The 24,949-nt window shown below is 68.5% G+C and carries 24 protein-coding genes and 1 tRNA gene; 6 read left to right on the plus strand and 19 right to left on the minus strand.

Going from position 1 to position 24,949, the window contains the following annotated elements:
* Positions 1–14 precede the first annotated feature (14 nt).
* The 8 genes from atpA to D7D52_RS15000 form a co-directional block, all read right to left on the minus strand.
* Positions 15–1,652: a F0F1 ATP synthase subunit alpha gene (atpA, locus tag D7D52_RS14960; protein WP_120736962.1), complete on the minus strand. Its 1,638-nt coding sequence runs from the start codon at positions 1,650–1,652 to the stop codon at positions 15–17.
* A gap of 64 nt (positions 1,653–1,716) precedes the next feature.
* Positions 1,717–2,526, minus strand: a complete 810-nt coding sequence (locus D7D52_RS14965) for a F0F1 ATP synthase subunit delta (RefSeq protein ID WP_120736964.1) — start codon at positions 2,524–2,526, stop codon at positions 1,717–1,719.
* A 19-nt stretch (positions 2,527–2,545) separates the two neighbouring features.
* Entirely contained in the window at positions 2,546–3,097 is a 552-nt protein-coding gene (locus tag D7D52_RS14970) for a F0F1 ATP synthase subunit B (protein ID WP_120736966.1), read from the minus strand.
* Between the two features lie 26 nt (positions 3,098–3,123).
* Positions 3,124–3,366, minus strand: a complete 243-nt coding sequence (locus D7D52_RS14975) for an ATP synthase F0 subunit C (RefSeq protein ID WP_120736968.1) — start codon at positions 3,364–3,366, stop codon at positions 3,124–3,126.
* Between the two features lie 76 nt (positions 3,367–3,442).
* A complete protein-coding gene (atpB, locus tag D7D52_RS14980; RefSeq protein ID WP_484297968.1) occupies positions 3,443–4,222 on the minus strand; it encodes a F0F1 ATP synthase subunit A in 780 nt (259 codons plus the stop codon).
* 365 nt (positions 4,223–4,587) lie between these two features.
* Positions 4,588–5,016 carry a Cg1360 family ATP-synthase-associated protein gene (locus D7D52_RS14990; protein WP_120736972.1) on the minus strand — a complete coding sequence of 143 codons (429 nt, stop codon included), beginning with the start codon at positions 5,014–5,016 and terminating at the stop codon, positions 4,588–4,590.
* Between the two features lie 11 nt (positions 5,017–5,027).
* Positions 5,028–6,248 carry an MraY family glycosyltransferase gene (locus D7D52_RS14995; protein WP_120736974.1) on the minus strand — a complete coding sequence of 407 codons (1,221 nt, stop codon included), beginning with the start codon at positions 6,246–6,248 and terminating at the stop codon, positions 5,028–5,030.
* An 11-nt stretch (positions 6,249–6,259) separates the two neighbouring features.
* Entirely contained in the window at positions 6,260–6,925 is a 666-nt protein-coding gene (locus D7D52_RS15000) for an L-threonylcarbamoyladenylate synthase (RefSeq protein ID WP_120736976.1), read from the minus strand.
* Positions 6,926–7,002: 77 nt separating this feature from the next.
* Between D7D52_RS15000 and D7D52_RS15005 the strand changes: the two genes are divergently transcribed.
* Complete coding sequence (locus D7D52_RS15005) at positions 7,003–7,296, plus strand: DUF427 domain-containing protein (RefSeq protein WP_120736978.1); 294 nt, start codon at positions 7,003–7,005, stop codon at positions 7,294–7,296.
* Here D7D52_RS15005 and prmC read toward each other — a convergent pair whose 3' ends face one another.
* The 3 genes from prmC to rpmE form a co-directional block, all read right to left on the minus strand.
* A complete protein-coding gene (gene prmC / locus D7D52_RS15010; protein WP_120736980.1) occupies positions 7,297–8,178 on the minus strand; it encodes a peptide chain release factor N(5)-glutamine methyltransferase in 882 nt (293 codons plus the stop codon).
* Between the two features lie 120 nt (positions 8,179–8,298).
* Complete coding sequence (prfA, locus tag D7D52_RS15015) at positions 8,299–9,381, minus strand: peptide chain release factor 1 (protein WP_120736982.1); 1,083 nt, start codon at positions 9,379–9,381, stop codon at positions 8,299–8,301.
* A gap of 200 nt (positions 9,382–9,581) precedes the next feature.
* A complete protein-coding gene (gene rpmE / locus D7D52_RS15020; RefSeq protein WP_033085055.1) occupies positions 9,582–9,806 on the minus strand; it encodes a 50S ribosomal protein L31 in 225 nt (74 codons plus the stop codon).
* 308 nt (positions 9,807–10,114) lie between these two features.
* Here rpmE and D7D52_RS15025 point away from each other — a divergent pair, with 308 nt between their 5' ends.
* The gene (locus D7D52_RS15025) at positions 10,115–10,633 is read left to right on the plus strand and encodes a hypothetical protein (RefSeq protein ID WP_120736984.1); all 519 of its coding nucleotides are present in this window, start codon (positions 10,115–10,117) and stop codon (positions 10,631–10,633) included.
* On the opposite strand, the gene rho is transcribed toward D7D52_RS15025, so the two are convergent.
* From rho to argS, 6 genes are all read right to left on the minus strand, one after another.
* Positions 10,531–12,618, minus strand: coding sequence for a transcription termination factor Rho (rho, locus tag D7D52_RS15030; protein WP_120736986.1), 2,088 nt, complete (start codon positions 12,616–12,618; stop codon positions 10,531–10,533). The two genes, D7D52_RS15025 and rho, sit on opposite strands and share 103 nt — an antisense overlap.
* A gap of 341 nt (positions 12,619–12,959) precedes the next feature.
* Positions 12,960–13,880, minus strand: a complete 921-nt coding sequence (gene thrB, locus D7D52_RS15035; protein ID WP_246023873.1) for a homoserine kinase — start codon at positions 13,878–13,880, stop codon at positions 12,960–12,962.
* 139 nt (positions 13,881–14,019) lie between these two features.
* Positions 14,020–15,111 carry a threonine synthase gene (gene thrC, locus D7D52_RS15040; protein WP_120736988.1) on the minus strand — a complete coding sequence of 364 codons (1,092 nt, stop codon included), beginning with the start codon at positions 15,109–15,111 and terminating at the stop codon, positions 14,020–14,022.
* Positions 15,108–16,436, minus strand: coding sequence for a homoserine dehydrogenase (locus tag D7D52_RS15045; protein ID WP_120736990.1), 1,329 nt, complete (start codon positions 16,434–16,436; stop codon positions 15,108–15,110). Before D7D52_RS15045 ends, thrC begins: the two co-directional genes overlap by 4 nt.
* Entirely contained in the window at positions 16,433–17,854 is a 1,422-nt protein-coding gene (gene lysA, locus D7D52_RS15050; protein WP_120736992.1) for a diaminopimelate decarboxylase, read from the minus strand. Before lysA ends, D7D52_RS15045 begins: the two co-directional genes overlap by 4 nt.
* The gene (gene argS / locus D7D52_RS15055; RefSeq protein WP_120736994.1) at positions 17,855–19,513 is read right to left on the minus strand and encodes an arginine--tRNA ligase; all 1,659 of its coding nucleotides are present in this window, start codon (positions 19,511–19,513) and stop codon (positions 17,855–17,857) included.
* Between the two features lie 122 nt (positions 19,514–19,635).
* Here argS and D7D52_RS15060 point away from each other — a divergent pair, with 122 nt between their 5' ends.
* The 4 genes from D7D52_RS15060 to D7D52_RS15075 all read left to right on the plus strand — a co-directional run bounded on the left by D7D52_RS15060 (position 19,636) and on the right by D7D52_RS15075 (position 23,085).
* A complete protein-coding gene (locus D7D52_RS15060; protein WP_120736996.1) occupies positions 19,636–20,604 on the plus strand; it encodes a thioredoxin-like domain-containing protein in 969 nt (322 codons plus the stop codon).
* Positions 20,605–20,615: 11 nt separating this feature from the next.
* Positions 20,616–21,329: a DUF305 domain-containing protein gene (locus tag D7D52_RS15065; protein WP_120744130.1), complete on the plus strand. Its 714-nt coding sequence runs from the start codon at positions 20,616–20,618 to the stop codon at positions 21,327–21,329.
* Positions 21,330–21,439: 110 nt separating this feature from the next.
* Positions 21,440–21,512 (plus strand) — tRNA-Arg (locus tag D7D52_RS15070).
* Positions 21,513–21,810: 298 nt separating this feature from the next.
* Entirely contained in the window at positions 21,811–23,085 is a 1,275-nt protein-coding gene (locus D7D52_RS15075) for a lipase family protein (protein WP_162958323.1), read from the plus strand.
* A 19-nt stretch (positions 23,086–23,104) separates the two neighbouring features.
* Here D7D52_RS15075 and D7D52_RS15080 read toward each other — a convergent pair whose 3' ends face one another.
* Together D7D52_RS15080 and D7D52_RS15085 are read right to left on the minus strand one after the other, a co-directional pair.
* Positions 23,105–24,472 (minus strand): hypothetical protein, encoded by a 1,368-nt coding sequence (locus D7D52_RS15080; protein WP_120737000.1) that lies wholly within the window; start codon positions 24,470–24,472, stop codon positions 23,105–23,107.
* Positions 24,473–24,594: 122 nt separating this feature from the next.
* Positions 24,595–24,948, minus strand: coding sequence for a hypothetical protein (locus tag D7D52_RS15085; protein ID WP_120737002.1), 354 nt, complete (start codon positions 24,946–24,948; stop codon positions 24,595–24,597).
* Position 24,949: the final 1 nt, after the last annotated feature.

The following is a 24,949-nucleotide window of genomic DNA, read 5'->3' on the forward strand; positions in this document are numbered from 1 at the left end:
TGTGCTCGTCTCGATTACTTCTCGACGTGCTTGCGGGTGACGGAAAGGGACTCGACCTCTTCGTGCTCGAGCTGGCCGGCCTCGGCCTCGACGACGCGGGAGCCGTCGGACGCCAGGAAGCCCTGCTTGAACTTGTCGGTCGCGGCCTCGATCGCGTCGGCGGCCTCGCCCTCGAGCACCTTCGCGCCACCCTGCAGGGAGTCGAAGGCGGACTGCACGCTGGAGTGCAGGTTCTCGAGCAGCTCGGAGTTGAAGCGACGGATGTCGCCGACCGGCACCGAGTCGTAGTAGCCGGCGTCCACCAGGTACAGCGAAACGACCTGGTCCTCAACCGAAACCGGGGCGTACTGGTCCTGCTTGAGCAGCTCGACCCAGCGCGCGCCACGCTCCAGCTGGGCCAGCGAGGCGGCGTCCAGGTCGGAGGCGAAGGCGGAGAACGCCTCGAGCTCACGGTAGGAGGCCAGCTCCAGACGCAGCGAACCGGAGACCTTCTTCATGGCCTTGGTCTGCGCGGCGCCACCGACTCGGGAGACGGAGATACCGACGTTGATGGCCGGGCGGACACCCTTGTTGAAGAGGTCCGACTCCAGGAACACCTGGCCGTCGGTGATGGAGATGACGTTGGTCGGGATGAACGCCGAGACGTCGTTGGCCTTGGTCTCGATGATCGGCAGACCGGTCATCGAGCCCGCGCCCAGCTCGTCGGACAGCTTCGCGCAACGCTCCAGCAGACGCGAGTGCAGGTAGAACACGTCACCCGGGTACGCCTCGCGGCCCGGCGGGCGGCGCAGCAGCAGCGAGATGGCGCGGTAGGCCTCGGCCTGCTTGGACAGGTCGTCGAACACGATCAGGACGTGCTTGCCCTGGTACATCCAGTGCTGGCCGAGGGCCGAACCGGTGTACGGCGCAAGCCATTTGAAGCCGGCGGAGTCCGACGCGGGCGCCGCGACGATGGTGGTGTACTCCATCGCGCCGTGCGCCTCGAGGGCCGACTTCACGCCCGCGATGGTGGAGCCCTTCTGGCCGATCGCGACGTAGATGCAGCGCACCTGCTTGGTCGGATCGCCGGTGGCCCAGTTGGCCTTCTGGTTGATGATCGCGTCGATGCAGACCGCGGTCTTGCCGGTCTTGCGGTCGCCGATGACCAGCTGACGCTGGCCGCGGCCGATGGCGGTCAGGGCGTCGATGGCGGTGATGCCGGTGGCCATGGGCTCACCGACCGGCTGGCGCTCCAGCACGGTGGCGGCCTGCAGCTCGAGCACGCGACGCTCGTCGGCCTCGATCTCGCCCAGGCCGTCGATCGGGGCGCCCAGCGGGTCGATGACGCGGCCGAGGAACTTGTCGCCCACGGGGACCGAGAGCACGTCGCCGGTGCGGCGGACCTGCTGGCCCTCTTCGAGGGTGTCGAACTCACCCAGGACGACGGCGCCGATTTCGGTGTCCTCCAGGTTGAGCGCCACGCCGAGGACGCCGCCCGGGAACTCCAGCAGCTCGTTGGCCATCGCGGACGGCAGGCCGCTGATGTGGGCGATACCGTCGCCGGTGTCGGTGACGACACCGACCTCTTCGATGGAGGTCTCGGGGGTGTAGCTCTGGGTGTAGCTCTCGATCGCGCTACGGATCTCATCGGGGGAGATCGTCAGCTCCGCCATGTTCTTCCTGCTCTCGCTGTGGTCTCGAATGTCGGTGTGTAAAGGCGCTTCTGCGTGTTCGGTCTCAGGCGAGAGACTGACGCAAGCGCTGGAGGCGGCCGACGGCGCTGCCGTCGATCAGGTCGTCGCCCACGCGCACGACGACGCCGGCCAACAAGGTCGGGTCCTCCTGCACGTGCACCGTGACGGGCTTGTCGTAGATGCGCTGCAGCGAGGCCGCCAGGTGCTCGCGCTGCTGCGGCGTCAGGGCCACCGCGGCACGCACGTGCGCCACGATCTGCTCCCGGAGCGACGCCGCCAGGTCGGACAGCTCGTCGATGGCCATGCCGGAATCGCCCCGGTGGCGCAGCACGGCCTGTTCGACCAGCTGCAGGGTGATGTCCTCGACCTTGCCCGCGAGCAGACGCTGCACCAGGGCGCGCCGGGTGTCCGCCGGCTTGCCGTAGTCCTGCAGCGCCTGCTCCAGGTCCGGGTTGTCATCGATGATGCGGCCCAGCCGGAACAGCTCGTCCTCGACCGCGGTCAGGCGGCCACGCTCGTCCGCGGCGCGCAGCAGCGCCTCGCGGCCGAGCAGGACCAGCGTGTCCACCAGATCGCGGGCCCGCGACCAGTCCTGAGCCACCGCGGTGGTCAGCACGGCCTGCGTGGTTCCGCTGATCTTGCCGCCGAAGACGCGTTCGGCCAGCTCGGCCCGCGCCGAACTCGACACCGACTTATCCGCGAGCGCCACACGCAGCGAACGGTGGTCGTCGAGGACGGCGACAACGGCGAACAGTTCCGAGCCCGTAGTCGCCGCGACGGTGTCGCTACCGGTCAGAGCGGACCGAAGAGCCTCCCGCGCACGGGAACTCGCCTCGCGGCTCGCTGCGTACATGCTTCCCACTTTCGGCTCGTTACCTTCCGACCCCGATGCCGGCGTTCGCGTCCAGTTCCTGGAGGAACCGGTCGATCGACGCCGACTGCTTGGCCTCGTCGGCCACCGACTGACCGATGATCTTCTCGGCCAGGTCGACCGCGGTGCGGCCCAGTTCGGACCGCAGCTCGGTCACGATCTGCTGGCGCTGAGCCTCCAGCTGCGAGTGGCCCGCGGCCACGATGCGGTCGGCCTCGGCCTGCGCATCGGCACGCATCGCCGCCAGGATGGACGCACCCTGGGTGCGGGCCTCCTCACGGATCCGCGCGGCCTCGAGGCGAGCCTCGGCCAGCTGCTCCTGGTACTGCTGCAGGGTGGCCTGCGCCTCGGCCTGCACGGCCTCGGCCTTGGCGATACCGCCCTCGATCTTCTCGGTCCGCTCGTTCAGCACCTTCATCAGGCGCGGCACGACGTACTTGGCGAAGACAAAGGCGATAACGATGAAGACAATCGCAGACCAGACAATGTCGTAGGTCTTCGGGACGAGGGGGTTGATGTCCTCCTCGGCCGCGAGCAAAACAATGTTGTTCATCGTTGATTCCTAGTCTTATGCCGGAATCAGAAAATGAAGCCGGCGACGAGACCGATCAGCGCCAGGGCCTCGGTGAACGCGATACCCAGGAACATGTTGGTCCGGATGGTGCCCTGCAGCTCGGGCTGACGGGCGATGCCCTCGATCGCCTTACCGACGACGATGCCGACGCCGATGCCCGGGCCGATCGCGGCGAGACCGTAGCCGATGGCGCCGTAGCCCTTGGCGGTCGGAGCGTTCTCGGCCAGGAAGGTCAGGGTGCTGCTCATTGGTGTTGATTCCCTTTCTGTCGCCCACCCGCCGGAGGCGGCGTGTGTGGCAGGTTTGTGGTTTCGGTGCGGTCGGTCAGTGGGAGTCGGCGTGCTGCGCGAGACCGATGTAGACGGCGGTCAGCAGCGCGAACACGTACGCCTGCAGGAAGACGACCAGGAGTTCGAAGAGTGTGAAGCCGAAGCCCGCGAGCAGCGAGAACGGCGAGAACACCTTCATCCAGGTGACGGCATCGAACAGGAAGAACTGGGTGGCACTGAAGAACAGCACCAACATGATGTGGCCGGCCAGCATGTTCGCCATGAGACGGACGGTCAGCGTGAACGGACGCAGCAGGAAGGTCGAGATGAACTCGATGGGGATCAGCAGCAGGTGCAGCGCGGGCGGAACGTTCGGCACCACGATGGACGAGCGCATGTACTTCAAGAAGCCGTACTTCTTGATACCCACGTAGTTGAACGTGAGGTAGGCGACGACCGCCAGCACGAGGGGCATGCCGATACGCGCGTTCGACGAGATGTTCAGGCCCGGAATGACACCCGAGAAGTTCAAGAACAACACCGTGAAGAAGATGGACGCGATCAGCGGAAAGAACTTCTTGCCGGATTCCTTACCCAGCACCTCGTCACAGATCTGTTCCTTGACGAACACCAGACCGGTTTCCGCGACATTCTGCAGACCACGCGGAACCAACTGCGGGCGACGGAAAGCCGCGAGCATGACGATCACGAGAACGGCCGACATGACGATGCGAATGAGCATCAAACGGTCGAGCTCGAAAGGCGTCCCCTCGAACAGCACTGCTGGAGGGAAGAAGTCGTTGAGTGACGGCGCGTGGAACTCGCCCGCCAAAATGGTGACGCTCAGCGTTCTCTCCCGTGGTCGGAACGCAGGAGATAGTTTTCTCCTGCGGTTCGATCGGACATTGACGATCTGGTGGGTCGACTCAGGTCGGCTCGAAGTTCGTCAGCAGCTGTGGCAGTCACGCCCTGGCGTCTGTACGCGCGTCGGCGACATCGTCGACGGTGCAGAACCGTGGCCCGAAAGGGCCCGGTACGGCTGTAAGCATAACCTGCTCTCAGGCGGGTCTCAGGCGACCCCCCCTGGTGATTCGGTTGGCTACAGGTAAAGAGTTTATCAAGTTATCTACGACAATGCGTAGGGGGTGGCGGAAACACGTGGGGAAGGGTGCTGCCACCGGTCCGGACGGGGGCCCGGAACTACAGGTCGCGCTCCACCCGCACGGTCGGAACGCGTTGGCGCAGAAGGCCGTACGTCTCCGCGCCGAGCACGATGAGCAGCGCGGCGATGACCGTGAAGAACAGCGCGTAGCGGTCGTAGAAGTCGAACTGTTTGAGCACCGCCACGACAACCACTGCCAGCAACAGCTTTCCGACCCAGGAGCCGAGCAGCACGATGCCCTGCAGGCCGGATTCGATCTTCGCGCTGAACAGCACCGCGGCGGCGGTGGTGAGAATGAACGCGCCGCCCAGGGCCGCGCCGATCAGGGCGCCCCAGAGGCCGGCCACGCCGGCGAAGATCGAGGAGAGGACGACCGAAACCACAACCAGCACAGCCAAACCGGCGATGCCGTAGCGCAGTGCCGCGCGCAGCGGGGCGTCGGGATGGGGATCGGATGGCGTGCTCACGGACGGTGACTCTACCTGGCGACCCGATCGCTACCGAGGGGCGGTTCGTCGGCGGAGCCGCGGGGTGGTTTGCGGGTCGAGTTGTTTTTCAGCTCCCGCCACGAGGGCACCGCGGTGACGATGAGCGCGAAAACCAGTCCGGCCGCGAACAGCAGCACCACCATGCGGCGATCGGAGATCAACGAGGTGCCGACCGCGCCGAATGCGAGCACGCTGACCCACAGATAGATCACCAGCACCACGCGTCGCTGCGAATGGCCGATCTGCAGCAAACGGTGATGCAGATGCATTTTGTCCGGAGTGGAAAAACTCACACCCGCGCGAACTCGGCGTATCACGGCCAGAACAAGATCAAGTACGGGAATGAACATCACCGCACCCACCAGCAACAGCGGAGACAGCAAACCCACGATGTCGCGCGGGCCATATCCCTGCAGCGGAATTCGCCCCGAAGCGCCCGTGGACACCGCGGCCAGCATCAATCCGATCAGCATGGAACCGGTGTCGCCCATGAAAATCCGGGCCGGCGAGAAATTGTGGGGCAGAAATCCCAGGCACGCGCCCGCCAGCGCGGCGGCCAGCAACGCGGGCGGAAAGGTGTCGGTGGAGCCGCCCACCTCGTAGAGCAAACCCACGGTGAACACGAAAACCGCGACGGCCGCGATGAAACCGAGACCCGCGGCCAGGCCGTCCAGGCCGTCCACGAAATTCATGGCGTTCACGACCGTCACCGTGATGCCGACGGTCACCAGACCGCCCTGCAGCGGATCCAGCACCACGGTCTCGTTGGTGAAGGGGTTGTAGATGGCCACCCAGCTCAGGCCCATCACGGCCATCACGCCCGCGGCCGTGATCTGGCCGACCAGCTTGGTCAGCCAGTCCAGGCCCCAGCGGTCGTCGATGATGCCGACCAGCACGATGAGCGTGGCCGCGGCCAGCACCGCGGGAATGTCCTTGGGATAGTCGAATCCGCGGCGCAGGGCGGGCAGCTGGTGCGCGAACAGCACGGCCGCCAGCAGACCCAGGTAGATGCCGAGACCGCCCATGCGGGGAATCGGCTTCACGTGCACATCGCGCTCGCGGGGAATGGCCACCGCGCCGAAGGCGATGGCCAGCACCCGGATTCCACCCGTGGACAGGTAGGCGATGACCGTGGCGACGAGCAGCACCAGCAGCAGCTCCCGCAGCGGGACGACCGCGCCCTGGCTGAATACGCCCTGACTCAGCAGCATCTAACAGGCCGTCACCGCGCGCCCGCCTGGCGGAGTTCCTCGGGCGACATGCCGAGCACCTCCGCGAGCTTCTCGGCCGGCACCGCGCCCTCGCGCAGAATCCGCGGGGTGTCGGCGGTCAGATCCACGATGGTCGAGGCGACCGCGTGATCGGCCGGGCCGCCGTCGAGGTAGACCCCGACCAGATCGCCCAGCTGCGCCTGCGCCTCGGCGGCGGTGGTGGCGGGCGGCTGTCCCGAGACGTTCGCGCTCGACACCGCCAGCGGACCCACCTCGCGCAGCAGCTCCAGCGCGACCGGATGCAACGGCATGCGCAACGCCACCGTGCCGCGCGCGTCGCCCAGATCCCACGCCAGCGAAGGCGCTTGCTGCACAACGAGAGTCAGCCCGCCCGGCCAGAACGCGCGAATCAACTCCCGCGCCTGCGGCCGCACCGAGAACACCAGGCCGTCGATCGTGTTCCAGGACCCGACCAGCACCGGCACCGGCATATCCCGGCCCCGCCGCTTGGCGGCCAGCAGCGCGGCCACCGCCTGACCGTCGAACGCGTCGGCGGCGATCCCGTAGAGGGTGTCGGTCGGAATGACAGCCAGCCGACCGGACTTCAACGTGCTCCGCGCGGCGCTCAGGCCGGCGGCGCGGGAATCGGGATCGGCACAGTCGTAGACGGTACTCACGGGTGACATCTTGGCACGGATCGACTCTCGACAGCTCTCGGCCCCCGTAGGCTCCGATCAGACGAAGGAGGCATCTCATGATGCGTGCGATCTGGAATGGAACGGTCATCGCCGAGGCCTCGCGGACCGTCGAGGTCGAGGGCAATCAGTATTTCCCCGTGGATTCGCTCAAACGCGAATTCTTCACCGACAGTGACCACCACACCCGGTGTCCGTGGAAGGGCACGGCCAGCTATTACACGGTCACCGTGGACGGCAAGGAGAACCCGGACGCGGCCTGGTACTACCCCACGCCCAGCCCGCTGGCCCGGAAGATCAAGGACCACGTCGCGTTCTGGCACGGCGTGGAAGTCGAGGGCAGTCCCGAGTGATCAGCGGCCCGCGGTGCGGCGGGCGACGACGAAGCGGGGCTTGCCGGCCAGGTCCGGGTGTTCGACGATGTCGGTGAAGCCGCCGTGGGCGGCGAACAGGGCCGCGACGCCGGAGCCGTTGGTGTCGTCGTGTTCGACTGCGGCCGCGCCGTTTTCGCGCAGCAGGCGGGCGATGACGGCGGTCATCGGGCGGATGACGTCGAGGCCGTCGGGGCCGCCGAACAGCGCGCGGTGCGGGTCGTGGTCGACGACCTCGGGGTCGAGTTCGGCATCCTCGGGGATGTAGGGCGGGTTCGAGACGACTACGTCGACCTTGCCGTCGAGATGTTCGAGGATCGTGGGGTCGGTGACGTCGCCCGCGTGCAGGTCGATGGGGGTGTCGCCCTCGTCGGCCAGTTGCAGGGCATTGCGGCGGGCCCAGGCCAGGGCCTCGGCGTCGAGTTCGACGGCGTGCACCTGGGCGTCGGGGCGGGCATGGGCGATGGCCAGGGCCAGGGCGCCGGAACCGGTGCACAGGTCGACCACGATCGGCTGGTGTGCGTGGCCGAGCTGTTCGAGCTGGGCCAGGGCCCAGGCGAAGATCAACTCGGTCTCCGGGCGGGGGATGAACACGCCCGGGCCGACCGCCAGATCGATCTCACCCATCGCCGCGGTGCCCGTAAGGTGCTGCAGCGGAACCCGTTCCGCCCGCCGGGCGACCAGCTTGTGATACTCCTCGAGCTGATCGGGAGTGAGCATGGGCATCAGCGCCAACCGGCCACGGTCCACACCCAGCACATGCGCCGCGAGGTGCTCCGCATCCGCCTGGGGGCTGGGCACCCCGGCCGCGGCCAGGATCTCGACCGCCTCTCGAACGGCCGGCCGCAATGGTGCACGAGTCATGACTCGCAACCCTTTCTCCCCACGCACATGCTCGCACGAAAACGCTTGTCTCGAACGGCCTCCCGGCCAACCCCGCGCGCCCGGAACACCGGGCGTGGCGGAATCGGTCAAGGCCGTCCCTTACTCCGCGGCCAGGCGGGCGGCGCGGTCGGCCTCGCCGAGGGCGGTGAACAGGTCGTCGAGGTTGCCGTCCAGGACGGAATCGAGGTTGTGGGCCTTGAAACCGATGCGGTGGTCGGCGATGCGGTTCTCCGGGAAGTTGTAGGTGCGGATGCGCTCGGAGCGGTCCACCGTGCGAATCTGGGCGGCGCGGCCGGAGGCGGCCTCGGCGTCGGCCTGCTCCTCGGCCAGGGCCTGCAGCCGCGCCGCCAGCACCTGCTTGGCGCGAATCTTGTTCTGCAGCTGGGAGCGTTCGTTCTGGCAGGTCACCACCAGGCCGGTCGGCAGGTGGGTGATGCGCACGGCCGAGTCGGTGGTGTTGACGCCCTGACCGCCCTTGCCGGAGGACCGGTAGACGTCGATGCGCAGGTCCTTCTCGTCGATCTCGACTTCCTCGACCTCGTCGGGCTCCGGGTACACCAGCACGCCCGCGGCCGAAGTGTGAATGCGCCCTTGGGATTCGGTGACCGGGACGCGCTGCACGCGGTGCACGCCGCCCTCCCACTTGAGCTTGGACCACACGCCGTCGCGGCTGGCTTCCTTGCTCTTGATGGAGAAGCTGGCGTCCTTGTACCCGTCCAGATCGGAGTAGGTGACGCCGAGCACCTCGACCTTCCAGCCGTGCCGCTCCGCGTAGCGCAGGTACATGCGGGCCAGATCGGAGGCGAACAGCGCCGACTCCTCGCCGCCCTCACCGGATTTCACCTCGAGGATGACATCGTCGCCGTCGTGCGGGTCGCGCGGCGCGAGCAGATCGGTGAGCTGCTTGTCCAGCTCCTCCACCTGCGCCTGCAAGCCGGGCACCTCGGCGGCGAAGGACGCGTCGTCGGCGGCCAGCTCCTGCGCGGCGGCCAGATCCTCGCGCGCGGTCTTCAGCTTGTTGTAGGTGGCCATGATCGGACCGAGCTCGGCGAAGCGCTTGCCGACGCGACGGGCCGCACCCGGATCATTGTGCAGCGAAGGGTCGGCGAGCTGAGATTCCAGCCCCGCATATTCGGCGAGGATGTCATCGATGGCGGACGGGGCCGCGGACTTGTCGGCCATGGCGCGAGAGCTCCTTCAAGGTGTACCGCCCGAGGTTCGCGGCCCGGCTCGATTCTGGACTGACGGAGCGGGGGAGCGAAGCGGAGGAGCGGAGGAGGGAAGAATCGAGCTTGCAGGGCCGCGAACAGCCGGAGCGAAGCGGAGGCAATTAAACACCGACGCCCGACCCGCGAGGTGCGGGACGGGCGTCGGCGGGACAGCTACTTGGCGGCCTTGGGGGCGCGCTTGCCGTAGCGAGCCTCGAAGCGAGCCACGCGGCCACCGGTGTCCAGAATCTTCTGCTTGCCCGTGTAGAACGGGTGGCACTGGGAGCAGACCTCGACCGTGATCTGGCCCGACTCCTTGGTGCTCTTGGTCTGGAAGGTGTTGCCGCAGCCGCACACGACCGTGGTGTCCACGTACGTGGGGTGAATTCCTGCCTTCATGGGTGTCCTTTCGAAAGGCTTTGGGTCGCCTGGCCGATGCGAGACGTGAACCAAAACCGACTAGGCATGGTTGCCGACGGAACAGTATATGCGGTGGTCACCAGGTAGCCGCCGCGAGGGGTTCCAGCGGCTTCAACCCCAGGTACGTCCGGTTTGTTCCCCGCGGTCACCCCCAGAAACTACGGGCACGCGTATTCGCCCCGCTCGAGTGACGCTGGAAGTCGAGTAGCGCGCTACTCAAGAATACGAACATCCGTGTTCATAGAGTTTGTCCAGGTGAGAGTCCCACGACGATCGAGAGGACAGCGGTGACCAGGAAGGACGCGACGACCGGGGGTCTATCCCCCGCCTCCGCGCACGCCGAAGCCGGGAGGGCACACCGGCGGCGCGCGGAACTCGTCGCGGGCGGGGTCCTGGTGACGCTGGCACTGCTGGTGGTCGTGGGCTGGTGGCTGGCTCCCGGAGAGTCCGGCAACGCGGTGGGGACCCTGAACCCGACCCCACACCCACCGCGGGGGGACGCCACCCTCGCCTACACCGCGGTCACGGCGCCGACTGTCTCCGGCGCCGTGACCGCGACCATCCTGGCCGTCATGATCCTCGGCGCGGCCGCGATCGGGCTGGCCTTCTTCGCCCCCGCCCCGGACCAATGGCAACGGCCCCGCCGAAGCGGGGCCGTCGTCAACAGCGTTGCGCTACACGATCACTCGCGCGTCGCGCCATCTCACTCGTCGAGCGCGTTGGGGGCGGTCTTGGAGACCGTCATCAGGAACTCGACATTGCTCTTGGTCTTCTTGAGCCGGTCGACCAGCAGGTCGATGGCCTGATGTGAATCCAGGCCGGAGAGCACGCGGCGCAGCTTGTGCAGCACCGCGGCCTCGTCGGGCGACATCAGCAGATCGTCGCGGCGGGTGCCGGACGGGTTGACGTCGACCGCCGGGAACACGCGGCGCTCGGCGATCTTGCGATCGAGCTTGAGCTCGGCGTTGCCGGTGCCCTTGAACTCCTCGAAGATGACCGTGTCACCGGTGGAGCCGGTCTCCACCATCGCGGTGGCGATGATGGTGAGCGAGCCGCCGTTCTCGATATTGCGGGCCGCGCCGAGGAACCGCTTGGGCGGGTACAGCGCGGTGGAATCCACACCACCGGAAAGGATTCGGCCCGAGGCCGGCGAGGAGTTGTTGTACGCGCGGCCCAATCGGGTGATCGAGTCGAGCAGCACGACGACGTCCTGGCCCTGCTCCACGAGCCGCTTGGCCCGCTCGATGGCGAGCTCGGCGACGGAGGTGTGATCGCTCGGCGGCCGGTCGAAGGTGGAGGCGATGACCTCGCCGCGCACGGAGCGCTGCATATCGGTCACTTCCTCGGGACGCTCGTCCACCAGCACCACCATCAGGTAGCACTCGGGGTTGTTGACCGAGATCGCGTTCGCGATGTCCTGCATGATCGTGGTCTTACCGGCCTTGGGCGGGGACACGATCAGCGCGCGCTGACCCTTACCGATCGGCATGATCAGATCGATGATGCGCGTGGTCAGCTTGTTGGGCTGGGTCTCCAGCCGCAGGCGCTGGTTCGGGTACAGCGGGGTCAGCTTGTTGAATTCCGGACGGCGGCGGGCACTTTCGACATCGGTGCCGTTGACCGTGTCCAGCCGCACCAGCGGATCGAACTTCTGACGCTGGTTGGACTGGTCGCCGTCGCGCGGGGCGCGCACCGCGCCGGTGATGGCGTCACCGCGGCGCAGGCCGTTCTTGCGGACCAGGTTCATCGACACGTACACGTCGTTCGGGCCGGCCAGGTAGCCGGAGGTGCGCACGAACGCGTAGTTGTCGAGGACGTCGAGGATGCCGGCGACCGGCTGCAGGACGTCGTCGTCGCGGATCTCCATCTCGCGGGCCTCGCCACCGCCACCGGTGCCGCCCTCGCGGTCCCGGCCCCGGCGACGCTCACGGAAACGGCGACCGCGGCGGCCGCGGCCGCCTTCCTCGTCGTCATCGTCGCGGGCATCGCGCTGGTTGGCGCGGCCGGTGCCGTTCTGGTTCTGCTGGCCGCCGTTCTGGTTCCGCTCACCGCGGTCGTTGCGCTGGTTGTTGCGCTCGCCCTGGTTACGGTCACCCTGATTGCGGTCGCCCTGATTGCGATCGCGACGGCGCTCGCCGCCCTCCTGCTCGCCCTTGTCGGCGGCGGGAGCCTCGGCGGTGGTGGTCTCGGCGTTGGCGGCGCCGCGCTGCTCGCGGCCCCGGCGCTGGCGACCGCGGCCGCGCTGGCCACCGTCCCGGCCGTCCTGCGGCGAGTCGGACTCGGTCCCCTCGGCGCGGGCGCCCTCACCCTCTTCACGCTTGGATTCGCGCGTGGCCGAAGCGTTTTGGCGCGCTTCGGCCTGCTGCGCGCGGTGGGCCGGAGCCTCCGCCTTCGCCTCGGCCGCGGCCGGAGCCGACTCGGCGACCGGAGCGGCCTTCTTCCCCTCGCCGCCGGCGACAGCCGACGCGGACTCCCCACCGTTCGGCGCGTCGTCGGCCTTGGCCTTCGAGTTCCGCGTGGCCTTGCCGGTGACCGGCTTGGCAGCACCGCCGGACTGGTTCTCCTTGATGGCGGCGATGAGATCACCCTTACGCATCCCGGAAGTGCCTCGGATACCGAGCTCTCCCGCAAGCGCACGCAACTGCGGCAACAACATTCCAGTCAGCCCCGATCGTGCGACGTCAGTTTGTTCGCTCATCTTCGAAATCTGTCCGGAGTCACTTTCGCGGCTACCCGAGGACGCTGAATCGCTATCCGTCCCGGGTGTCGCGAGCAGGTCCGTATCTGTCACGGAAATCCTTTCCTTCCCTCGACCGCCGTGTGCCTGTTCGAGGGTTCCTCCTGCAGTCCGGTCTCGTGCCGAACTCGGATGCCGTATCGCCTGTCCCGCCGGGCCGGTGGGGTCGCCACCACGTGGGCTCCGCCACCGAGAGCTGTGGTTATCGAACCACCAGGTGGGAGAGATCATTCCAGTTGACTGGCTACCCCCAAGTTTCGAGACTCGAGCCTCGAGCCTGAGCAAGGAGCCTCTGGAGCGATTTGCCCTGATGAAGCACCGGCGTCTGACGCGCACGATGTACGGACTCGCCCAGGATAGCTCTCACCTTTTGCATCGGCAAGGCAGGCGCGCGGTCAATCCACCAATACGCCGCCGGCGATGCCCGGCTCGAGGACGCGCATACCGTCCGCGATCGCGAGTTCGCGCAGTTCTTCGGGGAATTCGCTGGTCGTGAAGGCCAACACGGTCGGTCCCGCGCCCGACACGGTGGCCGCGATGCCCGCCGCGCGCAGCCGTTCCACCCACTTGGTGGTCAACGGCAGCGCCGAGGCGCGGTAGCCCTGATGTAGCCGGTCCGCCGTGGCGGGAAGCAGCAGGTCGGGGCGTTGCGTCAAGGCGACTACCGCCAGCGCGGCGCGGCTGGCGTTGAAGGCCGCGTCGACGTGCGGGACGGTCTCCGGGAGCAGGCCGCGGGTGTGCGCGGTGGCCGAACGCTCCTCCGGAATGAGCACCACCGGGCGCAGGGAGGGGTGCGGTTCCAGGCGCGCCGCGCGGTAGATACGGGCGTGATGTGCGTCGGCACTGCCGTTTTCGTCCACTGAACGGTCGGTTTCGGTCCAGCACACCACGAATCCGCCCAGAATGCTGGCGGACGAATTATCCGGGTGACCTTCGAATTCACCGGCCAGTTGCACCAGCACGTCGTCGCCGTAGGCGAGGGCGGCATCGAACTTGGCGGCCAGCCCGCGCCCGGCCGCCAGGCCGCCGACCGCGGCCGAGGCGGAGGAACCCATGCCCCGGGAATGCGGAATCACGTTGCGGCACACCACGTCCAGGCCGTCCGCCCAGACGCCCGCGGCCTGCAGGCCGCGTTCGATGGCCCGCACCACCAGATGCGAAGGGCCCCAAGGCACGTCGTCGGCGCCCTCCCCCTCGACCCGGATGGTGAGACCGGAGTCCGTGGTGGACACCACGATCTCGTCGTAGAGCCCCAAAGCGATTCCCAGGGAATCGAAACCCGGCCCCAGATTGGCGCTGGACGCCGGAACCCGCACGGTGACGGAGATTCCGGCGGGCAGCGTCCGCGTCCCGCCGGTACCTCGCTGGCGCTCGGCACCGACGGACCGCGAAGCGGCTGTGTCATGGCTCTCTCGCTGCGCTCGAGAGCGGAGTTGAGCGTCGCGCGAGGTCAACTCAGGCCAGCTCGAGTTCGTGGGCCACGGCGACCGGGTCGACCGCGATGGGCTTGACCTCGGGCATGCCCTTGAGGGCGTTGTCCGGATCCTTGAGACCGTTGCCGGTCACCGTGCAGACCACGGTCAGCCCGGCGTCCAGCCAGCCCTCGGCGCGCGCGGCCAGCAGACCGGCGACCGACGCGGCGGAGGCGGGTTCCACGAAGACGCCCTCCTTGGCCGCGACCAGGCGGTAGGCGGCCAGGATCTCCTCGTCGGTGGCCGCGCGGAACGCGCCGCCCGACTCCTCCTTGGCGGCCACGGCCTGATTCCAGGACGCGGGGGCACCGATGCGGATGGCGGTGGCGACGGTCTCCGGGTTCGACACCGGGGCGCCGTGGACCAGCGGCGCGGCGCCGGCGGCCTGCACGCCCAGCATGCGCGGGCGCGAGGTGGTGGTGCCGTCGGCGTAGTACTCGCTGTAGCCCTTCCAGTACGCGGTGATATTGCCCGCGTTGCCGACCGGCAGCACGTGCACATCGGGGGCCTTGCCCAGCGCGTCGGCGATTTCGAAGGCCGCGGTCTTCTGGCCCTCGATGCGGGCCGGGTTGACCGAGTTCACCAGGCCGACCTCGGGGAATTCCGAGGTGACCTTGCGGGCCAGCTCGAGGCAGTCGTCGAAGTTGCCGGCCACCTGGATGATCTTGGCGCCCAGCATGACCGCCTGCGCCAGCTTGCCCATGGCGATCTTGCCCGAGGGGATCAGCACCGCGCAGTGCAGGCCCGCGCGGGTGGCGTACGCCGCGGCCGAGGCCGAGGTGTTGCCGGTGGAGGCGCACAGCACGGCGGTCTTGCCGCCGTACTTGGCGTCGGTCATGGCCATGGTCATGCCACGGTCCTTGAACGAACCGGTCGGGTTCGCGCCCTCGACCTTGAGATACACCTCGCAGCCGGTGAGCTCGGAGAGGTGATGCGCGGGCACCAGCGGGGTGCCGCCCTCGAAGAGAGTGACGGCCTTCCAGTCGGCGGGAATCGGCAGCCGATCCCGGTAGGCGTCGATCAGACCGGGCCACGGCGTATGCACGGCGGCTGCGGCGCGTGCTGTTGCACTCATTCCTCGGTGCCTTCCAATCTCAGAACACTGGTCACGGACGTGACGGAGTCCAATTCGGCCAACGCGGCAACGGTATCCGCCAGCGCGGATTCCTGCGCGTGGTGGGTCACCACGACCAGGCGCGCACCCGCGTTCGAGCCCTCCTGGCGGACCGTCGAGATGCTCACATGATGTTTGGCGAATTCACCCGCGACCGCTTCCAGCACACCGGTGCGGTCGGCTACCTGCAGGTTCACGTGGTAGCGGGTCGGGGTGTCGCCGATCGAAGCGATCGGCAGCTCAGCATAGACCGATTCGCCCGGAGCGCGGCCGCCGAAGAACTTGTTGCGCGCCGCCATCACCAGATCACCCATGACGGCCGAGGCGGTCGGCGCGCCGCCCGCGCCCTGACCGTAGAACATCAGCCGGCCGGCGTTCTCGGCCTCCACGACCACGGCGTTGAACGCGCCGCTGACCGCGGCCAGCGGGTGCTTGCGCGGGATGAGGGCCGGGTAGACGCGGACGGAGACCTTGTCCTTGCCGTCCTCGTCGGTGACGCGCTCGGCCATGGCCAGCAGCTTCACCGTGCAGCCCACGGCCGCGGCGGTCTCCAGATCCTCGGAGGTGATCTTGGAGATGCCCTCGCGGTAGACATCGCCGGAGGTGACGCGGGTGTGGAAGGCGACCGAGGCCAGGATGGCGGCCTTGGCGGCGGCGTCGTAGCCCTCGACGTCGGCGGTCGGGTCGGCCTCGGCGTAGCCCAGGCGGGTGGCCTCGGCCAGCACGTCGTCGTAGTCCGCGCCGGTCTCGGCCATGGCCGAGAGGATGAAGTTGGTGGTGCCGTTGACGATTCCCACCACGCGGTTGACCCGGTCACCCGACAGCGACTGGATCAGCGGGCGGATCACCGGGATGGCGCCGGCCACGGCGGCCTCGAAATACAGGTCGGCGCGGTGGTTTTCGGCCGCGGCGGCTAGTTCGCCGGTGTAGTCGGCCAGCAGCGCCTTGTTGGCGGTGACCACGGACTTGCCGGCATTGAGGGCCGCGGAGATGAGGGCGCGCGCCGGGTCGATGCCACCCATCACCTCGACGACGATGTCGACATCGTCACGGGTGACCAGGGTTTCGGCATCGGTGGTGAGCAGGTCGGCGGACAGGCCGCGGTCCTTGGTCAGGTCGCGCACGGCGACGCCGCGCAACACCACGGGCGCGCCGACCCGGTTGCACAGGTCGTCGGCGTGGTCGCGAATGATGCGCACCACCTCCGTGCCGACCGTGCCCATGCCGAGGACGGCGACGCCAATGGGGTGATCCTGTCCCCACACGCCAACTTTGTTCTCGGTCATGCCTTCACCTCCAAGCTCAGTAGGTCCTCCACCGTTTCACGGCGAAGAATCGAGCGCGCCTTGCCATCCCGCACCGCGACCACGGCGGGCCGGGTGAGCAGGTTGTAGCGGCTCGACATCGAGTAGCAGTACGCGCCGGTAGCCGCGACCGCCACCAAATCGCCCGGGCCCACATCGGCCGGGAGCCAGGTATCGCGGATGACGATATCCCCGCTCTCGCAATGCTTTCCGACCACGCGAGCCACCACCGGACCGGCCTCGCTGGAGCGCGAGACCAACCGGCAGTCGTACTCGGCCTGGTACAGGGCCGGACGGATGTTGTCGCTCATGCCGCCGTCGACGCTGACATAGCGTCGGCGATTACCGCCGTCGAGCACAACATCTTTGATGGTGCCCACCTCGTAGAGGGTGACGGTGCCGGGACCCGCGATGGCGCGGCCCGGCTCGACCGCGATGGTCGGCACCGGCAGCCCCGCCCGCTCGGCCTCCTCGGCGACAATGCGGCGCAGGTTGGCCGCGAAGTCGGCCAGGGCCGGCGGATCCTCGTGCGGCAGATACGAAATACCAAGGCCGCCACCGAGATCCAGCACCTTGACCTGGGCGGCGCGGTCCGCGCCGAACTTGTCGGCGACCTCGCGCAGCAGGCCCAGCATGCGGCGGGTGGAGATCTCGAAGCCGTCGATCTCGAAGATCTGCGAGCCGATGTGCGAGTGCAGGCCGACCAGGCGCAGGTTGTCGGATTCGAAGACCCGGGCGATGGCCTGCATGGCATCGCCGCTGGCGATCGAGAAGCCGAACTTCTGATCCTCGTGCGCGGTCGAGATGTATTCGTGGGTATGGGCTTCCACGCCGACGGTGACGCGCACCAGCACGTCCGCCACCTTGCCGGCGCGCTTGGCCACGGCCTCGAGCCGCTCGATCTCGATCAGCGAGTCGACGACCACGTCGCCGACGCCGGCCGCGACCGCCATCTCCAGCTCGGGCACCGATTTGTTGTTGCCGTGCAGCGCGATTCGCTCGGCCGGGAAGCCGGCGTGCAGCGCGACGGCCAGCTCACCGCCGGAGCAGACGTCCAGGTGCAGGCCCTCGTCGCGAATCCAGCGCGCGATCTCGCCGCACAGGAAAGCCTTGGAGGCGTAGTGGACGCGCGCGCCGGCGCCGAAGGCGCGCACCATGTCCCGGCAGCGAGAACGGAAGTCGTCCTCGTCGATGACGAACAGCGGGGTGCCGAATTCGGCGGCCAGCTCGTGCACCGGCACACCGGCCAGCCGCACCACCCCGTCGGCGTCGCGAGAGGCGTTGCGCGGCCACACGTTCGCGGGCAGCTCGATCATCTGCGCGGGCGCGCTGGGGCGCTCCGCCAGGGTGGGGGCGTGCGGGATGTCCGCGTGGCGGGGTCCGGCGGGGTGGGCACTCATTTACATACGCTCCGGGGCAGAGACGCCTAGCAGGCCGAGACCGTTGGCGAGAACCTGACGGGTGGCTTTGGCCAGCTCGAGGCGGGCGGCATTGATCGGGCTGACTTCGTCGTCACCCTGCGGAATGACGCGCAGCGTCTTGTCGGACTGGAAGGGATGCCAAGCACCGGCCAGTTCTTCGAGGTAGCGCACGACCCGATGCGGCTCCCGCATCTCGGCGGCGGTGGCCAGCACGCGCGGGTATTCACCGAGGGTCCGGATCAACTCGCCCTCTCGATCCGAGGTGAGCAGCGAGAAATCCGGTGTCACGGACGCGTAGTCGAAGGCAGCCGAGTTCCCGATGATCTGATTCGTGCGCGAGTGCGCGTACTGCACGTAGTAGACGGGGTTCTCGTTGTCGGTCCGGGTCCACAGATCCAGATCGATGTCGATGCTGGAGTTCACCGAGGACCGCACCAGCGAGTAGCGGGCCGCGTCGATACCGATCTGCTCGACCAGATCGTCGAGGGTGACCACGGTGCCCGCCCGCTTCGACATCCGCACGGCGGCACCGTCTTTGACCAGGTTCACCATCTGCCCGATGAGCACCTCGACGGTGTCCGGATCGTCCCCGAACGCCGCCGCGGCGGCCTTGAGCCGGCCGATGTAGCCGTGGTGGTCCGCGCCCAGCATGTAGATGCACAGGTCGAACCCGCGCGAGCGCTTGTTCTGGAAGTAGGCGATGTCACCGCCGATGTAGGCGGACTTGCCGTCGCTCTTGATGACGACGCGGTCCTTGTCGTCGCCGTACTCGGTGGAGGCGATCCACCAGGCGCCGTCCTTCTCGTAGAGCTTGCCCGACTCCTTGAGCGTCGCGATGGCCTTGTCCACCGCGCCCGAGGCGAACAGCGAGCTCTCGTTGAAGTACACGTCGAAGTCGACGCCGAACTCGTGCAGGTTCTGCTTGATCTGCGCGAACATCAGCTCGACGCCCTCGCGCCGGAACAGCTCGTGGCGCTCGGACTCCGGGAGTTCCAGCACACCCGGATTCGCCCGGACCACGGTGTCGGCGATGTCGTCGATATACGCGCCCGCGTAGCCGTCCTCCGGCGTCGGCTGCCCGGTGGCGGCGGCGACCAGCGAATTGGCGAATCGGTCGATCTGCGCGCCGTGATCGTTGAAGTAGTACTCGCGGGTGACGTCCGCGCCCTGCGCCGACAGGATCCGGCCCAGCGCGTCACCCACGGCGGCCCAACGGGTTCCACCCAGGTGGATGGGTCCGGTCGGGTTGGCGGAGACGAATTCCAGATTGATCTTCTGGCCCGCGAGCGTGTCCGCGGTACCGAACTTCGCACCCGCGTCCAGAATCTTCGCCACGATCGCACCCTGCGCGGCCTTGGCCAGGCGGATGTTCAAAAAGCCAGGTCCGGCCACCTCGGCGGCGTCGATGCCCTCGGCCTGCCCCAGCGCCTCGGCCAGCAGCGTCGCGAAATCGCGGGGGTTCATTCCCGCCTTCTTGCCTACCTGCATGGCCACATTCGTGGCATAGTCACCGTGCTCGGGGTTGCGGGGACGCTCCACCTTGACCTCGTCGGGCAGGACCGCAGGGTCGGATCCGCGTTCGACAAGTACCTTCGCCGCGGTAGCACGAAGGAGATCTGCAAGGTCAGCTGGAGTCACGAGTCACTATCCTATGGTCTGAGCAGGTGAACGCCGCGAGCGGGCACCACCGGGCAGGTGCCCAGCAAACGATGCGGCCGCGTCGTTTGATTGTCCGACACGTCGAAGAGAGCACAAAAAGCATGCCGAGCAAGACCAGTGCCAAGTCGGCCAAGGCCATCAAGGCCGCGGGCAAGTCGGCCGGTAGCCGCAAGGGCGGTGGCGGCGCGAAACTGGGCGGGAAGCGGCAGGTTCCGTGGCTGATGATCGGCGCGGTGGTCTGTGTCCTCGCGTTGATCGGCGGTATCGCCTGGGTGATCGTGCCGCGGATCCAGGACCGGCGCGAGACCACGGCGGCGCAGACCGACGTCAAGGAGTTCGTGCCCTCCCCGCAGCAGAAGGATCCGTCCGACCGGATTCCGGGCGTGGTCAAGAAGGAATACCCGGCCGGCATGCACGTGACCGCCAAGCAGCGGGTGGCCTACGACCAGTCCCCGCCCTTCGGCGGCCCGCACGACGGTTCGTGGGCGGCCTGCACCGGCGTGGTGTACCCCAAGGCCATTCGCACCGAGAACGCGGTGCACGCGCTCGAGCACGGCGCGATCTGGATCGCCTACAACCCGGACAAGCTCGGCAGCAGCGGCGTCGACGAGTTGAAGCACGCGGTCAAGGGCCGCCCCTACATGCTGATGTCGCCGTATCCCGGCCTGGACAAGCCGATCTCGCTGCAGTCGTGGGGCCATCAGCTCAAGCTGGACAGCGCCGATGACGCCCGGGTCAAGCAGTTCATCACCGCGCTGCGGCTGAACCAGAACACCTACCCCGAGGTCGGCGCGGACTGCGCGAACCCGACCTTCGACGTCAACAACCCGCCGCCCTTCGACGCCAGCGCGCCCGGCCCCGACGCCGTGCCGATGAGCGGCACCGGCGCGACCCAGGCGCAGGACGAGTCCGGCGGCATGCCCGCCGGCGGCATCCCCGGCCTGCCGAACGGTATCCCGGGTCTGCCCGGCGGCACGCCGACCCTGCCCGGCGGCGTCCCGACGATTCCCGCGCCCGACGCCCAGACCGACGCCCCGACGCAGCCGGAGCAGCCGGCTCCGACCCAGTAATGCCGCCGTTCATGTCCGACGTACCCGATCGCAGCTCCGAGCCCGATCCCGCCGCCGAGCCCGTCCAGCAGCCGCGCCGCAACCAGCGGCCGCTGCTGCTGATCCTGGCCGTGGTCGGGGTGCTGCTGGCCGGCTTCCTGGGCGGCCTGCTGGTCAGCAATGCCATGCACACCACCCCCGAGACCCCGGGCGCGGTGGATGTCGGCTTCTCCCAGGACATGTCGGTGCATCACGCGCAGGCCGTCCAGATGTCGGGCATCGCGCTGTCCGGGTCCACCGATCCGGCGGTGAAGCGCCTGGCCTACGACATCCTCACCACGCAGGCCAATCAGGCGGGCCGCATGCAGGGCTGGCTGCAGCAGTGGAACGAGCCGTTCATCGCGCCCGACGGCTACATGGGCTGGATGACCGACATGTCCGCGCACGAGCATTCGGGCACCGCCATGCACATGGGCGCGGTGCAGACCATGCCCGGCATGGCGACCGATCAGGAGATGGCCGCCCTCGGCCAGGCCACCGGCACCGCGCTGGACACCCTGTTCCTGCAACTCATGCTGCGCCACCATCAGGGCGGCATGCCGATGATCGAGTACGCGGCCCAGCGCGCGGACACCGACGCGGTGCGCTCGCTGGCCCAGAGCATGGCCAAGACCCAGAAGAGCGAAGCCGATCTGATGACCCAGATGCTCGCCGACCGCCACGTCTCCCCGCTGCCGATGAACTGATCACCACCGGCCGGGCGTGAAAACGCCCGGTCCGTGTTGGTTTTTGGCGCAGCGCACCCGATGCGATACGCTTTCCCAGCCCGACCGGGAGACCGGACGGGACCATCCCCGCCCTCGTAGCTCAGGGGATAGAGCGTCTGCCTCCGGAGCAGAAGGCCGCAGGTTCGAATCCTGCCGAGGGCACAGCGCAAGGCCCCGACCGTGAATGACGGTCGGGGCCTTACTCGTTCGTGCCTCAGGTGTGCCGTCGAGGTGTCCGGCCGCCGCGCTCCGATATGACGTTCGGTGCCCCGCGATCGCTCGGGAACCGACTTATCGTGCCATCGTGCGGGATTCGCGTCCCGGCCCGCGACACGGCGCGCGAGGGTGGTGGTCGCGTCGTGGTGCCCGGTTCTGCAGGAGGAAACCGGGCACCGCGCGCGCCGGGGCACCGGCCCTGCCTTGCAGAGTGAAACGGTGACGGACCGGTATGTTCGGAAGGGTGTCCGAGAACGAGAGTGCCCGTGCACAACTGCCGCAGCGACGTGTTCCCCGGCGGCTCGCCGGTGGGTGTACGGCCGCGCTGGCCGTGATCGCGGGGGTGAGCCTGGCCGCGCCGGTCCACGCCACCCCGGTGGGACCGGACGAGACCGCGCCCGCGGCGTTCTATCACCCGGGCGATGATCGGGTGGCGGGGGCGCACGGTTCGGTCATCCAATTGCGGCCGCTCACAAGCGATCCCGCGCTCGCCGGGGCCCGCAACTATCTGCTGCTGTACCGCTCGATCGATATGCAGGGCAATCCGGTCTCGGTGTCGGGCACCCTCGCGGTCCCGGACGGCACGCCGCCGCCCGGTGGCTGGCCGCTGATCTCGTGGGCGCACGGCACCACCGGCGTCGCCGACGTGTGCGCGCCCTCGCAGGACACCTCCCCCGATTTCCCGGCCCACGACTACACCGCACTGGTGCGGCGGGTGCAGGAGCGCTGGATCGCGGCCGGGTACGCGGTGGCACAGACCGACTATCAGGGGCTGGGCACCGCGGGCCCGCACGGGTATCTGATCGGCGCCGCCGAACAGCGCGCCGTCACCGATATGGCCAGGGCCGCACGGGAAATCGATCCGGAGATCGGCACCCGCTGGGTGGCGATGGGGCATTCGCAGGGCGGCCAGGCCGCCATTTTCGCCAATGCCCAGGCTCAGCAGTGGGCTCCCGAGTTGCAGTTGCTGGGTTCGGTCGCGCTGGCTCCCGCTTCCCATCAGGGCCTCGGGCTGCAAGCTTCGCAGCTGGCCAACACCGCGGGAGTGGCGAGCGCGCTCGCGCCGATCACCGGCGGCGCGGTGGCGTTCCTGCCGTTGATCGTTCGCGGCGCGCAGACCGTCACCGATCTGGATCCGGCCCGATTCCTCACGCCGCGTACGCAATCCATGCTCACGCAGGCCGACACCGGCTGCATCGGCCAGTTGCGGCAACCCGACTCGTGGGGCGGACTGACCGCCGACGACGTCTTCACCCGAGACGGCGACCTCTCGGCCCTGATCCGGGTGTTGAACGAGAACGACCCCAGCACACTGACTTTCACGCAGCCCCTGCTGGTCCTGCAGGGTCGCGCCGACACCACGGTCCCCGCCCTGGCCACCGATGCCCTGGTCGTGCAGGAGACGGCCGGCGGCCAGCCGGTGCAGTATCGCGGCTACCCGGGTGTCGATCACCGCGGCGTGCTGGACGCGTCGTTCGGCGATGCGCTCGCCTGGGTGGACACCCGCTTCGGCCGCTGAGTCAGGTTCGGCCGCTGAGTCAGGCTGCGGGCCGAACCAGCCCGGCGGCAAGGGGATTCGGCTCCGCTACCGCCGTATCGTCCGGAGAGCGCAAGCGCCACAACATCGACAGGCCCAGTGCGCACCCCAGGGTGATGACCAGCGCCATCCAGCCCGGCAACGACGAGGTGACGGCGTCCGGATCCCGGTACCAGTAGGGCGAATAGGCGACGCGGCCGAAGCTGCTGCCGCGCAAGGCCACCACCAGGCACGGCACGATCAGCACGGCCACCGCCACCACGGCGCTGCCGGCCGTCCGGGGCACGGCCGCGCCGAAGCAGTAGCCGATGACGAGCGCGGTGAGGGTCACACCGGCCACCGGCAGCAGCGGATGCGCGCGGGCCGTGTCCGCGGTCGCGGCGGCGAAGACGGCGAGACCGGCGGTCGCGGTCAGCGCGGACCACGGTGAGCGCCAGCGCCGCCCGGCGGCCAGGCCGATCACCACCGCGAACACCGGGAGGGGCGCGCTCCAATCCGGGCGCGGCACCGCGACGATCGCGCTGCCGGCATTGGCGATCGCCACCGACAACAGCACCAGGGTGCCCTCGCGGCCGGGCAGCAGCAGCGCCGACACCATCGCCGCCATCACCGTGATCGCGACCGTCACCCCGATCTGCGCGCCCGTCCCCGCGTGCCGCACGAACCATTCGGTGGACAGCGCGGTCGCCGACACCAGCACCAGCGCCGAGAGGATCGGTCCGATCGCCAGATCCGTATTCGCCTCCTCCACCGTGGGATCCGCGCGCTGCACGGCGACCCCGAGGGCGAGCAGGATCACGGCCACCAGCACCAGCCAGATCGGCGGGCTGCCGCCGGCCGCCCATTCGATGAGCGGATTGTGATGCCCCGATTCGGGCAGCGCGGTCTGATCGCCGACGAGGATCGCCGACAGGGCGCCGATCAGGTATGCGCCGGTCGCCACCGGCTTGCCGAACACCGCGACCGCCAGCGCACCGAGCAGGATGCCGCTGAAGATCGAATCGATGTAGTTGAACGTGGTCATCGCACCGGTGGTGGCCGGGTCGCGATTCCAGAAGTGATCGAACAGCAGCACCGCCGCGCTGCCGAAGGCCGCGACCCACGCGCTGCGCCGCCCCAGCGCGACCACCAGGGCCGCCGACACCACCGCGAACGCCGCGCCCGCGGCCGCGGCGCGCGGCATGTTCAACACCATCAGATCCAGGTGCAGGGCCGAGCCTTCGGCGCTCTGTCCCAGATCGAGGGGGGCCATCAGCAGCAGGCCGGCGATCACCGCGCCCAGCAGGGCCGCCGAAGCCTCGAGCGGCACCGAGAATTGGGCGAGCGGCAGCGGGGATCGGCGCAGGGCCAACGCGAACTTCGCGCCCATCTCGTCACCTTCCCTCGGTGATGCGACGCCTTCCGCGTTACAGCGATAACGAGCAGCTATCTATCGGCCACGGTAACAGCCCTGCTCTGAGGGAATTCTGAGAAGTGCAGACCGTCACATGCTCACGCGCACCGGAAACGGTAGGTGGCCGAGGGGATGATGCCGGGCGCGGAGGTGAGCTGAACCGCCGCGTCACCGTCGAGGGCGCAACCGGTCGGCGTGCTGATCTGGACTCGATAGCAGCCGGGCGCCCCGGCGTAGACGGCGGTGCCGTCGGTGCCCGTGGTGACGGTGGCGAGGCTCGCGCCGCCGCCGCACGCCGCGATATCGGCGGCCACCCCGGCCATCGGGAACTGTTCGGGCCCGTAGACGGCCGAGATCTTCAGCGCCGGATCGGCGGGCGGATCGGCGACCGCGAGGGGCGCCCAGGCGCACGCGGCGACGAGAGCGGACGTGACGAGCAGTGTGCGGCGCACC

It is taken from the genome of Nocardia yunnanensis (assembly GCF_003626895.1).
Classification (GTDB): Bacteria; Actinomycetota; Actinomycetes; order Mycobacteriales; family Mycobacteriaceae; genus Nocardia; species Nocardia yunnanensis.

Coding starts and splice junctions, on each gene's coding strand:
- atpA (WP_120736962.1), bottom strand. CDS start 1,652: ATGGCGGAGCTGACGATCTCCCCCGATGAGATCCGTAGCGCGATCGAG.
- D7D52_RS14965 (WP_120736964.1), bottom strand. CDS start 2,526: ATGTACGCAGCGAGCCGCGAGGCGAGTTCCCGTGCGCGGGAGGCTCTT.
- D7D52_RS14970 (WP_120736966.1), bottom strand. CDS start 3,097: ATGAACAACATTGTTTTGCTCGCGGCCGAGGAGGACATCAACCCCCTC.
- D7D52_RS14975 (WP_120736968.1), bottom strand. CDS start 3,366: ATGAGCAGCACCCTGACCTTCCTGGCCGAGAACGCTCCGACCGCCAAG.
- D7D52_RS14995 (WP_120736974.1), bottom strand. CDS start 6,248: ATGCTGCTGAGTCAGGGCGTATTCAGCCAGGGCGCGGTCGTCCCGCTG.
- D7D52_RS15005 (WP_120736978.1), top strand. CDS start 7,003: ATGATGCGTGCGATCTGGAATGGAACGGTCATCGCCGAGGCCTCGCGG.
- prmC (WP_120736980.1), bottom strand. CDS start 8,178: ATGACTCGTGCACCATTGCGGCCGGCCGTTCGAGAGGCGGTCGAGATC.
- prfA (WP_120736982.1), bottom strand. CDS start 9,381: ATGGCCGACAAGTCCGCGGCCCCGTCCGCCATCGATGACATCCTCGCC.
- rpmE (WP_033085055.1), bottom strand. CDS start 9,806: ATGAAGGCAGGAATTCACCCCACGTACGTGGACACCACGGTCGTGTGC.
- thrC (WP_120736988.1), bottom strand. CDS start 15,111: ATGAGTGCAACAGCACGCGCCGCAGCCGCCGTGCATACGCCGTGGCCC.
- D7D52_RS15045 (WP_120736990.1), bottom strand. CDS start 16,436: ATGACCGAGAACAAAGTTGGCGTGTGGGGACAGGATCACCCCATTGGC.
- lysA (WP_120736992.1), bottom strand. CDS start 17,854: ATGAGTGCCCACCCCGCCGGACCCCGCCACGCGGACATCCCGCACGCC.
- D7D52_RS15060 (WP_120736996.1), top strand. CDS start 19,636: ATGCCGAGCAAGACCAGTGCCAAGTCGGCCAAGGCCATCAAGGCCGCG.
- D7D52_RS15065 (WP_120744130.1), top strand. CDS start 20,616: ATGTCCGACGTACCCGATCGCAGCTCCGAGCCCGATCCCGCCGCCGAG.
- D7D52_RS15080 (WP_120737000.1), bottom strand. CDS start 24,472: ATGGGCGCGAAGTTCGCGTTGGCCCTGCGCCGATCCCCGCTGCCGCTC.